This is a genomic window from Exiguobacterium sp. BMC-KP, assembly GCF_001275385.1.
Lineage (GTDB): Bacteria > Bacillota > Bacilli > Exiguobacteriales > Exiguobacteriaceae > Exiguobacterium_A.
This window is the reverse complement of record NZ_LGIW01000012.1, coordinates 1-14,152: the sequence shown is the minus strand read 5'-3', so window position 1 is coordinate 14,152 and position 14,152 is coordinate 1. Positions and strand designations below refer to the sequence as shown.

The 14,152-nt window shown below is 46.0% G+C and carries 11 protein-coding genes; 7 read left to right on the top strand and 4 right to left on the bottom strand.

The features are described 5' to 3' along the window. Positions 1-38: 38 nt before the first annotated feature. The 4 genes from mnmE to rpmH form a co-directional block, all read right to left on the bottom strand. The gene (mnmE, locus tag ADM98_RS01635; RefSeq protein ID WP_053451964.1) at positions 39-1,421 is read right to left on the bottom strand and encodes a tRNA uridine-5-carboxymethylaminomethyl(34) synthesis GTPase MnmE; all 1,383 of its coding nucleotides are present in this window, start codon (positions 1,419-1,421) and stop codon (positions 39-41) included. A gap of 147 nt (positions 1,422-1,568) precedes the next feature. Further along, positions 1,569-2,423: a membrane protein insertase YidC gene (gene yidC, locus ADM98_RS01630; RefSeq protein WP_053451963.1), complete on the bottom strand. Its 855-nt coding sequence runs from the start codon at positions 2,421-2,423 to the stop codon at positions 1,569-1,571. Between the two features lie 104 nt (positions 2,424-2,527). Then, on the bottom strand, positions 2,528-2,878 hold the full coding sequence (gene rnpA / locus ADM98_RS01625; RefSeq protein WP_053451962.1) for a ribonuclease P protein component: 351 nt from the start codon (positions 2,876-2,878) through the stop codon (positions 2,528-2,530). Positions 2,879-3,044: 166 nt separating this feature from the next. Further along, the gene (rpmH, locus tag ADM98_RS01620) at positions 3,045-3,179 is read right to left on the bottom strand and encodes a 50S ribosomal protein L34 (protein WP_012371910.1); all 135 of its coding nucleotides are present in this window, start codon (positions 3,177-3,179) and stop codon (positions 3,045-3,047) included. Between the two features lie 737 nt (positions 3,180-3,916). On the opposite strand from rpmH, the gene dnaA reads away from it, so the two are divergent. The 7 genes from dnaA to ADM98_RS01585 all read left to right on the top strand — a co-directional run bounded on the left by dnaA (position 3,917) and on the right by ADM98_RS01585 (position 13,869). Next, positions 3,917-5,308 carry a chromosomal replication initiator protein DnaA gene (gene dnaA, locus ADM98_RS01615; RefSeq protein WP_053451961.1) on the top strand — a complete coding sequence of 464 codons (1,392 nt, stop codon included), beginning with the start codon at positions 3,917-3,919 and terminating at the stop codon, positions 5,306-5,308. Between the two features lie 191 nt (positions 5,309-5,499). Beyond that, positions 5,500-6,633, top strand: a complete 1,134-nt coding sequence (gene dnaN / locus ADM98_RS01610; protein WP_023469864.1) for a DNA polymerase III subunit beta — start codon at positions 5,500-5,502, stop codon at positions 6,631-6,633. 162 nt (positions 6,634-6,795) lie between these two features. Beyond that, positions 6,796-7,017, top strand: coding sequence for a S4 domain-containing protein YaaA (gene yaaA, locus ADM98_RS01605; protein ID WP_023469865.1), 222 nt, complete (start codon positions 6,796-6,798; stop codon positions 7,015-7,017). 1 nt (position 7,018) lies between these two features. Then, the gene (gene recF, locus ADM98_RS01600) at positions 7,019-8,173 is read left to right on the top strand and encodes a DNA replication/repair protein RecF (RefSeq protein ID WP_023469866.1); all 1,155 of its coding nucleotides are present in this window, start codon (positions 7,019-7,021) and stop codon (positions 8,171-8,173) included. A gap of 10 nt (positions 8,174-8,183) precedes the next feature. Then, positions 8,184-10,097 (top strand): DNA topoisomerase (ATP-hydrolyzing) subunit B, encoded by a 1,914-nt coding sequence (gyrB, locus tag ADM98_RS01595; protein WP_200904877.1) that lies wholly within the window; start codon positions 8,184-8,186, stop codon positions 10,095-10,097. 27 nt (positions 10,098-10,124) lie between these two features. Further along, positions 10,125-12,737 carry a DNA gyrase subunit A gene (gene gyrA / locus ADM98_RS01590; RefSeq protein WP_053451959.1) on the top strand — a complete coding sequence of 871 codons (2,613 nt, stop codon included), beginning with the start codon at positions 10,125-10,127 and terminating at the stop codon, positions 12,735-12,737. Positions 12,738-12,825: 88 nt separating this feature from the next. Continuing rightward, entirely contained in the window at positions 12,826-13,869 is a 1,044-nt protein-coding gene (locus ADM98_RS01585) for an HD-GYP domain-containing protein (RefSeq protein WP_053451958.1), read from the top strand. Positions 13,870-14,152 lie beyond the last annotated feature (283 nt).

Below are 14,152 nucleotides of genomic sequence, written 5' to 3'. Positions count from 1 at the left end.
TGGTTCCTCCTTCTTATTCCACACGCAGTTGTCTTGGATTATTTCCCGAGACAGAACTGCGAAAACAACTGATCCAATAAACTATCCTGTGCTGTATCACCATTGATCTCGCCAAGCGTATCCCACGCTCGTCGTAAATCAATCTGTACCATATCAATCGGCATCGCCGCTTCTGCTGCCCCGAGAGCATCTTCAATCATTTGACTCGCTCGTTTGATCAGCTGGATGTGTCGTGCATTCGAGACGTATGTCATATCCTGACTCTCGACACCCTGTTCAAAGAATAAACTCGCAATCGCGGCTTCAAGATCGTTGACTCCTGCTTCTTCGAGCAAGGATGTCGTAACGATTGGTCGACCATCAGCAAGCTCCGTGACACGCGCCAAATCAATCTGTTGCGTCAGGTCACTCTTGTTGACGATAATGATCGCGTTCATTCCTTTGATCGCTTCAAACAGCAAGACATCCTCATCCGTCAGAACATCGTTTCCGTTTAAGACGAGTAAGATCAAATCGGCCGTCTTTAAAGCCTGACGTGACTTTTCAACACCCATCCGTTCGACGATATCTTCCGTTTCACGAATCCCTGCCGTATCAATCAACTTCAGCGGTACACCGCGAACATTGACGTACTCCTCAATCGTATCGCGCGTCGTTCCGGCGATATCGGTGACGATGGCCTTTGCTTCTTGCACCAATGTGTTGAGCAAAGACGATTTTCCGACGTTCGGACGACCAATAATCGCTGTGGATAACCCTTCGCGCAAGATTTTTCCTTGGCGTGCCGTTGTTAATAACTCTGCCAGAATCGCACGGACAGCACCAGCATCGCGTTCAACGATCTGTTGTGTCATCTCTTCTGCATCATATTCAGGGTAATCGATGTTAACTTCAATCGCAGCAATCGTTTGTAGCAATTGTTGACGTAAGTCTTGGACGAGTTTTGAAAGACGCCCTTCAATCTGACTAACGGCGACATGCATCGCTCGGTCCGTCTTCGCCCGGATGAGATCCATGACGGCTTCCGCCTGCGATAAGTCGATTCGTCCGTTTAGAAAAGCACGTTTCGTAAATTCACCAGGTTCCGCTAACCGGACTTCCGGTTGCGCAAGGATGAGTTCGAGGACACGATTGACCGCGACAACTCCCCCATGACAATTCAATTCGATGACATCTTCACGTGTAAACGTCTTTGGTGCGCGCATGACACTCACCATTACTTCATCGACGACACGATCCGCCTCGTGGTCGACCAATTTCCCATAATGAATCGTATGGGTTGGTACTTCCGTCAAGCGGTTATTCCCTTTATAGACACGGTCGGCTACAGCGACTGCATCAGGACCTGATAAGCGCACGATCGCAATCGCCCCTTCTCCCATCGGCGTCGAAATCGCGGCAATCGTATCAAATTCCATCATCCGTTTTTCCACCTCGTTTTTCTTCTGTCTTTTTATGAGTATTCAATCCTTAATCGTTGCAATGGGTATAACGAAACAACTATACACGAAATGACGCAAAAGAAAAAGAGCGACACTCTGTCAAAACAAAGCGTCGCTCTTCAAATATTAGCGTTTCTTTTTCGGCTTTTTAGGAGCCGGTGCTGCTTGTACCGTTTCCTTGTCACGTTTCGCTGCAAGTGTTGCTTCTGTCTGCAACTTAATCTTTTCACGCATTGGTTTCATGATGACGATCGTGACGACGATCGAGAAGATGTAACCGACGACCCAGTAAAGAGAAAGGGCAGATGGGAGTGTAACACCCATGACGAAGATCATGATCGGGAAAACATAGAGCATGATTTTCATTTGTGGATTGTCTTCTTGACCAGCCATCGAAATCTTTTGTTGCAGATACGTCAATACCGCAGACATGATTGGCAAAATGAAGAATGGATCCGGTTTCCCAAGGTCGAACCAGAGGAATGTGTGTTGGAAAATAGCCGGTGTATAGATGATCGCGTTGTAGAATGCAATCAAAATCGGCATTTGGATCAAGATTGGTAAACAGCCTGCAAGTGGATTGACATTATGCTCTTGATAGAGCTTCATCATTTCCTGTTGCAACTTCTGTTGTGTCTCTTGGTCTTTTGAGCTGTATTTTTCACGAAGCTTCATCATTTCAGGCTGAATGACTTGCATCCCACCCATACTCTTCGTTTGTTTAATCATCAATGGAAGGATGACAAGACGAACGAGAAGTGTTGTGATGATGATTCCAATTCCGTAATCACCGCTAAAGAACTGTGAAATCTCACGAATCAACCACGCCATTGGCCAAACGAAGTAATGTTTCCAAAAACCTTCTGTATCTGCTGTGATCGGTTCACCAGTTCCGTATGTGCTAGGTGTACAACCGGATAATACGATTGCGAGCACGGACATGAGTCCGAGAGTTAACCAAATCTTAGTTCTCTTGTTCATAATTCCTCCTAGAAATTGTTTACGCTTTGTCGAACGCCATCTTCTTCTATAGTAAGGCAAGGAAAGGGAGCGCCGTACAAATCAACAGGATGCATTGCTACGATTCATTTTTTTGATCGCATCCAGACACCGGAACGTTTAAGGACGTGACGGAGACTGTCAGCCACTTCTTGCGCGGTCATCTTAGCGGCCGGATTGCGCGCGATGATCACCAAATCATAATTCGGGGCAATCGAGGCCTCATGCTGCTGGCATGCTTCCCGAAGATACCGTTTCACCTGATTCCGGACGACGGCATTCCCGATTTTCTTGCTGACGGATAAACCAACCCGAAAGTGAGCCTGTTGCTCCTTTTTCAAGGCATACACGACAAATTGCCGATTTGCGACAGAGGCTCCTTTAGTAAACACCGCTTGGAACTCCTTGTCTTTCTTAACGCGGTATTCCTTCTTCACCTTATTCACACTCCATCCTGACACTACGAAAATTCGTCGTCTCTCATCATATCATAGAATAAACATGCGGCGCGATAGGGCGCATGTGACAAAAGCACGAACACACGAAAAAACATAAAAAAAAATCACCTCGGATCATGCCCGAAGTGATGGATGCATCAATGCATTAGACAGTCAAGGCTTTGCGGCCCTTAAGACGGCGAGCAGCCAAGATACGGCGGCCACTCTTCGTAGCCATACGCGCACGGAATCCGTGAACTTTTTTACGCTTACGGTTGTTTGGGTTGAAAGTTGGTTTCATTCGTCTGCACCTCCTTTAAAAGATCTTTATAACCAATTGTTATTTTCTACTTTAAGGCAGTCTTGTACATTATATAAACTGATTGTGGCATTGTCAATGAAAGTTGAGAAGATTTCTTGTCCTGCTCAAGGGAGGATTGATTCAAAAACAGGCGATAGGATTCCACTGCGTAAACTTTATTACGCGATAGAATGCAATTGGATCATGAAAGGGTAACTTGTAGACTTATCCACCTATCCACAGACTTATCCACATTATCCACACTTTCCGTGGATAACTCTTCACTTTGTCTACAATAGTATTTTTTAAAATCAACGTCAATCCTCGATTTTGGATTCCCTTTTTCGACTTCTTTTGCATTTTGTGAATAACTCTTTTTCAACGCTTCCTCTTTCGAAAAGTTATCCACCTCTTATCCACAATTTATCCACACTATCCACAGCTTGTGGGTAACTACCTGTGGACGGTTTAATTTACTTGTGGATAAATCATTCCAACCATTGCCAGGGCTCATTTCTTTTGATACACTAATTGTGCATAACATGATCCTGATCGTTCAGGACAAAACAAGTTATACACACCCTGTGGATAACTTTATACACAGATTCAACTGCCTGTGGATAACGTTATCCACAGTTTTTACGTTATGGGGATAAGTCGAGTTTCTTCATTAACCTTGTCTGTGTATAAGCCTGTGTACAAAAATTTTCTATCTTGATAAAAAAAGGGGGGTATTTATGAAAAACGCTGCCGAACTTTGGCATAATGTCTTATCTGTGATCGAGGAAGAGGAACGAACACCGAAAGCTAGTTATGATATGTGGTTGAAATCCACAGAAGGCGTCACGCTAAATGGCACGACACTACTCGTTTCAGCACCAGCTGCATTCACGGTGACATGGCTCGAGCGCCAGTACTTATCTTTACTCGAAGACACAGTTGAGGAAGTAACAGGAAGCCGACTCGATATTCAGTTCATTGAAGAGGGACAAGCGAAGAAAATGCTTGATCGACAAGAAGAGGAACGGATTGAGGCAACACCGGCTCCAAAATCGCGTCCATCGAACATGCGCAGACCAACAGATGAGCTGACGATGAGTGAACTCGGACAATTAAATGAGAAGTACACGTTCGATACATTCGTCATCGGATCGGGTAATCGTTTTGCACATGCCGCTTCACTGGCTGTTGCAGAAGCACCTGCTAAAGCATATAATCCGCTTTTCATCTATGGTGGCGTTGGTCTTGGCAAAACCCATTTGATGCATGCCATCGGACAGTACGTTCAAGATCAAAATCTAGGGACACGAATTGCCTATGTCTCTTCTGAACGCTTTACGAATGACTTCATTAACTCAATCCGCGATAATAAGACGGTTGAGTTTCGAAATAAATACCGTAACATCGATGTCCTCTTAATTGATGACATCCAGTTCCTTGCGGGCAAAGAACAGACGCAAGAAGAATTTTTCCACACATTCAATGCACTGCATAACGACCAAAAACAAATCATCATTTCAAGCGATCGACCACCAAAAGAGATTCCAACGCTTGAAGATCGGCTTCGGTCACGTTTTGAGTGGGGACTGATCACAGATATCACGCCACCGGATCTCGAGACGCGAATCGCGATTTTACGTAAAAAGGCGAATGCTGAGCAACTTGATGTCTCAAATGAAGTCATGCTTTACATCGCGAGTCAGATTGATACGAATATTCGTGAGCTTGAAGGGGCATTGACCCGCGTCATTGCCTATGCGAATCTCGTCGGACGACCAATCGACCCAAATGTCGCTGCGGAAGCCTTGCATAACATCATGCCAGTCGCTGAACCGCGTAAAGTCACGATTCGCGACATCCAGGAATCGGTCAGTAAGCACTTTAATTTGCCCTTTGATGACCTTAAGGCGAAAAAACGGACAAAATCGATTGCTTTTCCTCGTCAAATTGCAATGTATCTCTCGCGTGAGATGACAGAGAGCTCTTTACCGAAGATTGGGGAAGAATTCGGGGGGCGAGATCATACGACGGTCATCCATGCCCATGAAAAGATTAGTATGTTGATCAAATCGGACGGGGAAACGGGAAAAGTCATCGAACAAATCAAACATGAATTGAAGCATTCGTAAAACTGTGGATAAACATGTGGATAAAGTAGGGTAGTTATCCACAACTTATCCACACCTTTTTTGGCTTTATATCAAGTTATCCACCGACTTATCCACACTATCCACAGCCCCTAAGACTATTATTAAAAAAATATATTATTATGTTATGATGGGCGCATGCCCATTATTTTCGAGAGGAGTCTAACGACGATATGCATATCACCATTCAACGCGAAGCTTTAATTCAAGCAGTACAAGATGTAGCCAAAGCGGTCTCATCCCGCACAACGATTCCGATTCTGACAGGGATCAAACTTGAAGCTCATGGAGATGGCATGACGCTGACAGGAAGCGATACAGAAATCTCGATTGAACGGACAATCTATGCAGAAGAGAACGGAACGTCTTACGTCACGGTCCACCGTGCTGGTAGTGTCGTCTTGAATGCTCGCTTCTTCGGCGATATCGTCAAAAAGATGCCAAAAGACGAAGTGACACTCGAAGTCTCACCAAACTTCATGACACGGATTCAGTCAGGAACTGCAGAATTCCATTTAAACGGTCTTGATCCAGATGAATTCCCACGTCTTCCACAAGTAGATGGGGGACAACGTTTCCGTTTACCGGCTGATCTCTTACGTTCGATGATCCGCCAAACGAGTTTTGCCGTCGCTGTTCAAGAAACACGTCCTGTTCTAACAGGTGTGAACTTCTCAGCCGATAAAGGCATCTTGACGTGTGTTTCAACAGATAGCCACCGTCTCGCCCTCCGTCGTGCTCAGTTCGAGACAGATACGGACATCTCGTTCCAGAACGTCATCGTTCCAGGAAAGAGCCTAAACGAATTATCGAAGTTGCTTGGGGATGGTCATGTGGATATCACGATCACGAACCAACAGATTCTGTTTAAGATGAAGCATGTTCTATTCTTCTCGCGTCTACTTGACGGAAATTATCCAGATACATCACGTTTGATTCCAGAAGAGTACCGGACAGCCGTCCGGATGAACGCAAAAGAATTGCTCCAAGCAATTGATCGTGCGTCACTTCTTGCACGCGAGGACCGTAACAACGTCATCAAGTTCGCTGCTGAAGGAACGACAGCTGTCGAGATCTCTTCCCATTCACCAGAGGTCGGGAAAGTCTCGGAGCAAGTCAGCATCCTTTCACTTGAAGGAGAAGAGCTCAAAATCTCGTTCAACTCGAAGTACATGATGGACGCCTTGAAAGCACTTGACGCAACTGATATCGAAATCCAGTTTACGGGTTCGATTCGTCCGTTCATCTTGCACCCAGTCGATCAAGACAACGTTCTGCAACTGATTCTTCCAGTCCGAACAGCGTAAGCATCAACATAAAACACACGACAAGACGGGTTCGATTGTTTCGACATCGGATCCGTCTTTTTCGTATACCGTATATACGTTCGGGGATTTTGCTAAATCGTCCAATGTTTAGTACAATAAAGAGTACGTCATTTATAATATGTAGGTAGGAGGAGTCAATCCATGCAAGAAATCAGAATTACAACGGAATATGTCACGTTAGGGCAGTTCTTGAAGCTATCGGATATCATCTCAAGCGGAGGACAAGCCAAACCATTTTTAGCAGAGGTGCCAATTCTAGTCAACGGCGAAGTCGATCAGCGACGTGGTCGTAAATTACGGGATGGAGATATCATTGATGTAGAAGACTACGGTCAGTTCATCATCAAGAACGAGGGCAACTAACGTGCGGCTGGATTCAGTCCGACTCAGTCATTATCGCAACTATGACGCACTCGAACTGTCATTCTCCGAAAAAACGAATGTCCTGATTGGTGAAAATGCACAAGGGAAGACGAACTTATTGGAAGCGATCTATGTTCTCGCTCTCGCGAAGTCGCATCGGACGACGCATGATAAGGAACTGATTGGTTGGGATCAGGAAACGGCGCGCGTCGAAGGACGTGTCGTCAAACGGACGGGTTCCCATGTCCAAGAAATCGTCATCTCGGGTCGCGGGAAAAAAGCAAAGCTGAATCATCTAGAGCAACGGCGCTTAAGTGATTACGTCGGGGCACTGAACATCGTTTTATTCGCCCCGGAAGATTTGCATATCGTCAAAGGCAGTCCACAAGTCCGCCGACGATTTCTCGATATGGAGATCGGTCAAGTCAGTCCGGTCTATCTGCATGAATTGAGCCAGTATCTAAAAGTGTTGAAGCAGCGGAATGCGCTACTGAAACAACTGTCCATGAAGGGAGGAGACGAGACCTTTCTTGATATCTTGACGGAGCAGATGATTACGCTAGCCGTTAAAATCGTTCAGCGCCGCCATCATTTCATGGCCCAGCTCGAAAAGTGGGCACGACCGATTCATGACGGAATCAGTCGGGGACAGGAAGAACTCGCGCTCATCTATCGTTCGGACACATTCGGCGACGAATTACTCGATGTCGAAGGAATGACTGCGTCCTACACGCGGAAGTTTGGTAAAATAAAAGAAAATGAAATCCGAAGAGGGGTTACGTTGTTTGGACCACATCGCGATGACTTTGAGATGGAAGTCAATGGACGAAACGTCCAAACGTATGGTTCACAAGGACAACAACGAACAGCAGCCCTGTCTTTAAAGCTTGCGGAGATCGAATTGATTCATGAGGAAGTGGGGGAATATCCGCTTCTTCTACTCGACGATGTCTTATCCGAGCTTGATGATCATCGTCAGACACATTTGCTCGATACGATGCAACAAAAGGTCCAGACGATTCTAACGACGACAAGCGTCGATGGGATTGCGCATGAAACGATCAACCAAGCGAAGTTGTTCCACGTGAAACAAGGGACGGTCGATTTGGAAGAGACATCATATAAAGAAACAGTAGGTGAGAAAACCGATGAGTAATCATGAAGATATGGAATTGGAACAAGGGTACGGTGCCGATCAGATTCAAGTACTTGAAGGATTAGAAGCAGTACGTAAACGTCCAGGGATGTATATCGGTTCGACGGCATCAAAAGGTCTCCACCACCTCGTATGGGAGATTGTTGATAACTCGATCGATGAGGCGCTCGCTGGTTACTGTGACACGATTAAGGTCACGATCGAACCAGGGAACTCGATCTTAGTCGAAGATAACGGACGCGGTATTCCAGTCGACATTCAAGAAAAGATGGGGCGTCCAGCCGTTGAGGTCATCCTGACAGTCCTTCACGCCGGTGGTAAGTTCGGTGGCGGTGGATATAAAGTATCGGGTGGACTACACGGTGTTGGGGCTTCGGTCGTTAACGCATTGTCGACGAAACTCGAAGTATTCGTCAAACGGAATGAAAAGCTGTATTACCAAGCGTATCATCGCGGTGTACCAGCGCAAGACCTCGAAGTGATTGGAACATCAGAAGAGACAGGAACGACGATTCGTTTCTTCCCAGACGCTGAAATTTTCCAAGAGACGCTCGAGTATGACTATGATTTACTCGCGACACGTCTTCGTGAACTTGCTTTCTTGAACAAAGGCTTGAAGATCATCATCGCAGACGATCGTGCGGATGAGCCGATGACGCGTAGTTTCCACTACGAAGGTGGGATTAAATCTTACGTCGAACATTTGAACCGTTCGAAAGAAGTCGTTCACGCGGAACCAGTCTATGTACACGGAACAAAAGATGGCATTGAAGTCGAAGTCGCATTGCAGTATAACGACGGATTTGCGTCAAACATCTACTCGTTCACGAACAACATCCCGACGCATGAGGGTGGTACGCACGAGACAGGCTTCAAGACGGCTCTGACACGCGTCATCAATGACTATGCGAAGAAGTTTGGTCTGATGAAGGATGCAGACGGTACGTTATCTGGTGAAGACGTGCGTGAAGGAATGACCGCAATCGTTTCCGTCAAACACCCGAACCCACAGTTCGAAGGACAGACAAAAACGAAACTCGGTAACTCTGACGCACGTACAGTGACGGATTCACTCTTCTCTGGTGCGTTTGAACAGTTCATGCTTGAAAATCCGACGAACGCACGAGCAATCGTCGAAAAAGGAATGATGGCGTCGCGCGCTCGTATGGCAGCAAAACGAGCACGTGAACTAACACGGCGTAAAGGTGTTCTTGAAGTCAGCTCACTACCAGGTAAACTTGCGGACTGTTCGTCACGTGATGCGTCGATTTCTGAACTGTACATTGTTGAGGGTGACTCAGCGGGTGGTTCTGCAAAATCCGGACGTGATCGTCATTTCCAAGCCATCTTACCGATTCGCGGTAAAATCTTGAACGTTGAGAAAGCACGTCTTGATAAGATTCTCGGAAGCAATGAGATCCGAACGATCATTACAGCACTCGGAACAAGTATTGGTTCTGAGTTCAACATCGAAAAAGCGCGCTATCATAAAGTCATCATCATGACCGATGCCGACGTCGATGGTGCCCACATCCGGACACTCTTGTTGACGTTCTTCTACCGTTACATGCGTCCGCTTGTCGAGCATGGCTATGTCTATATCGCTCAGCCACCGCTATACGGTATCAAGCAAGGGAAAAACATCACGTATGTGCATAACGAACGCGAATTGACAGAGGCGCTTGCAGCACTTCCTGAAAACGCACGGTACGACATTCAGCGCTATAAAGGTCTTGGAGAGATGGATCCAGAGCAACTCTGGGAAACAACGATGGATCCAAGTGGTCGTCAAATGTTGCGTGTCGAGCTTCAAGATGCAATCGAAGCAGATGAAGTCTTTGATATCTTGATGGGAGATCAAGTCGAACCACGACGCGACTTCATTCAATCACACGCACATTACGTCAAGAACCTGGATATTTAACGCTGAACAGAGAGGGTGGCCAGAAGCATGTCCGAACAAAATCACGGAATCATCAAGGATATTAATATCAGTCAAGAGATGCGTACGTCCTTCATGGACTACGCGATGAGCGTCATCGTCGCACGTGCTCTTCCGGACGTACGGGACGGCTTAAAACCCGGACACCGCCGGATTCTCTATGCGATGAACGATCTCGGTATTCGTGCCGATAAACCACATAAAAAGTCTGCCCGTATCGTCGGGGAAGTCATCGGTAAGTATCACCCACACGGGGATTCTGCTGTGTATGACACGATGGTCCGTATGGCGCAAGACTTCAGTTACCGCTATGAACTTGTCGATGGACACGGAAACTTTGGTTCTGTCGATGGTGACTCAGCGGCTGCAATGCGATATACGGAAGCCCGTATGTCAAAAATCGCAATGGAAATCGTCCGCGATATCAATAAAAACACAGTTGATTTCAAAGATAACTACGATGGTTCGGAAAGAGAACCAGAAGTCTTACCGTCACGTTTCCCGAACTTACTCGTCAACGGTTCGAGCGGGATCGCGGTCGGGATGGCAACGAACATTCCACCGCATCAGCTTGGTGAAGTGATCGATGGTGTTCTAGCACTGTCTCACGATCCAGAAATCACGATTCAAGAATTAATGCAGCACATTCCGGGACCCGATTTCCCGACAGCTGGTGAGATTCTTGGACGAAGCGGAATTCGCCGTGCCTACGAAACTGGACGTGGTTCGATCATCGTTCGTGCGAAAGCTGAAATCGAACAGACGAAAAAAGATCGCGAACGAATCATCGTGACGGAGCTGCCTTACCAAGTCAACAAAGCGCGTCTCGTTGAAAAGATTGCCGATCTCGTCCGTGAGAAAAAGATCGAAGGGATCACGGATTTACGCGATGAGTCAGATCGCCGTGGTATGCGAGTTGTCATGGAAATTCGTCGTGATGCGAATGCAAGTGTTATTTTAAACAACTTGTACAAGCAGACATCGATGCAAACGACATTTGGTGTCAACATGCTAGCGATCGTTGGCGGACGTCCGAAAACATTGACGCTCAAGGAAATGCTCTATCATTACCTCGAGCATCAAAAAGAAATCGTCCGTCGTCGGACACAGTTCGATCTCGAAAAAGCTGAAGCACGTGAGCATTTACTCGCTGGTCTACGGATTGCACTCGATCATTTGGATGAAGTCATTCAAATCATCCGCGGTAACCGAACAGCGGACGCAGCACGGGAACAGTTGATGGAGCGTTTTGCATTATCTGAGAAACAATCACAAGCGATTCTCGATATGCGTCTACAACGCCTGACAGGTCTTGAACGTGAGAAGATTGAAGCAGAATATGACGAAATCATGCAATTGATCGCGGAACTCAACCGCATCCTTGCGAGTGAGGAAGTTTTGCTTGATTTGATCCGGACAGAACTTGAGGAGTTGAAGGAACGTTTCAACGACGAACGTCGGACAGAAATCCGGATGGATCATATCGAATTCGAAGATGAAGACTTGATTCCGGAACAGGATATCATCATCACGTTGACAAGCAGTGGCTACATCAAACGGATGACGACGGATTCGTACCGGACACAACGTCGCGGTGGACGTGGCGTTCAAGGGATCGGAACGAACGATGAGGATTACGTCACGCGTCTCTTGTCTTGTTCGACACACGATACGATCCTATTCTTTACGAACCGTGGGAAAGTCTACCGGATTCGTGGATATGAAGTACCAGAGATGAGCCGGACATCAAAAGGTGTACCGATCATCAACCTCATCCAAATTGAACGCGATGAAAAGGTCGAGACGATGATTCCGGTCAACTTCAAGCGTTACCTCGAAGAGCAACAAGCTGCTGAAGCACCTGTCGAGGTGATTGAAGGGGAAATTGAAGAGACGGAAGAAGCGCTCGAAACGGAAGAAGTCGTTCAAGATGAGCAAAAATCATTGATCTTCATGACACGTAAAGGACGTGTAAAACGTTCACCGTTGTCTGCTTACGCACGGATCAATAAAAATGGTTTGATTGCGATTCGGTTGTTTGAAGACGACGAGTTGACATCGGTTCGTCTTGCATCGACGGATGATGAAGTCTTTGCTGTTTCGACAAGCGGGAAAGCGATTCGTTTCCCAATCACGAATGTCCGCTCGATGGGACGTGGAGCTCGTGGTGTCAAAGCGATGACGTTACGCCCAGACGATTTTGTCGTCGGGATGGAACTCGCACGTGATGCACAAGATGTTCTTGTCATTACCGAAAAAGGATTCGGTAAACGAACTCCGATGACAGAGTTCCGTAGCCAGTCTCGTGGTGGTAAAGGATTGATCGCGAGTAAGGTGACGGAGCGTGTCGGTCAAATCGTTGCCATGCGAATCGTTGATGTCGACGATGATATCATGATCATGACAGAGAGCGGTATCGTCATTCGGACAGACTCGCAATACATTTCACGTGTCGGTCGGAATACCCAAGGGGTGAAGGTCATTCGAATTGAAGAAGGTGACCGTGTGGCAACGGTTGCAAAACTAAAACGAGAAGAGACCGATGAGATGGAAGACGATGCAGACATCGTATCAGAAGAGAACGAAGTCGTATCGGATGCTTCAGAAGAGACTGAAGAGTAAGCAAGATGTTAGTACTGTAACAGCAGAGTGATGCCACTCTGCTGTTTTTATCTACATATATAGAAAGAAGAGAAAGGAACGAAGCGATATGCGAGTAGCGAGTAACCAGTTACGCATCGGGGATCGTTTGACTGAATCCATCTATTTACATACGGATCATCCGATCGTAGAAGCAGGAAAGAAAATAGGAAACGATGAGTTACGACGCATTCAACGTTTTTTGATCAAGGAAGTCGTCATTGAGGATCGACCAGATCTTGTAGAAGGTGAAGAGGTGCAGGTAGAAACAGTTGAAGCCCACACGGAACACCCTTTTGAAGAATTCATTCGCTCTTACAATAAAGTCTTCATGTCATGGGAACAAGGAATGAAGCCGAATGTGTATGACGCGTTGAGCTGGGTCAAACAATCTGTTCCAGAACGAATTACGAGAAAGGATGTCTTACCATTCTTCCTCGAGCGTGGAACAGAAGCTTATACAGTTCGACATGCCATTTATCGAGGGGCCGTTGCACAAATGCTTGCTGAAGCAGTCGGAAAAGACCGGAAAATGATTCATGAGCTATGGACGGCATCCTATTTTGCCGATTACGGACTAGCGCGGATCATGGAGTGGCGTCACACGAAACGATATGAAGCAATGCAACAAGAAATTTTTCAACGTCACCCGGCAATGGCATATCAAGCATTGCAAAAGGAGACGATCATCTCCGATACGGTTAATCGTTTGATTGTTCAACATCATGAACGTTTAGATGGGACCGGTTATCCTTTAAAGGTAAAAGGAGATAAGATTACGGATCATAGTCGACTTTTTATTGTCGCAGATGTTTTTGCTGCGATGACGAGCTGGCGTCCGTACCGAGAAGCTTATACACCGTTTGACGCATACCGTCACTTAAAAGCACGACCGATGCAATATTGTTCGAAGTATGTCTTATTGCTCGGGCAGTTACTTCTACCAATAGAAGTCGGAGATCGTGTGTTAATGAGTAATGGGAAGATTGCAACAATCGTTCGAAAGAATCCGATTTTTGATCGACCTGTTATTTCCTACGAAGAACAAGGACGGATGACGATTATTGATTTAATGGAAGAACGGCAACATAGTATTATTCAGTTAATGGATTGATGGTAAAAATGAGCAGCCTCTTAAGACGTTGTTATAGGGTTTAAGAGGCTTACTCATGATTTTAAAAATAATTTAAAATAAGTGTTGCGCAATAATAAAACGCATGATATATTATTACATGTCCTTAACAACGACAAGCGTTTGAAACAAACGAAAAAAAACAATTTCAAAAAAGTTGTTGACTTCTTGTTTCAGACTTGGTATTCTAATTGAGTCGCCAAAACAGGCGCGGACGAACTTTGAAAACTGAACGATGAGGCAAAAACGTATTCTACGGAATACA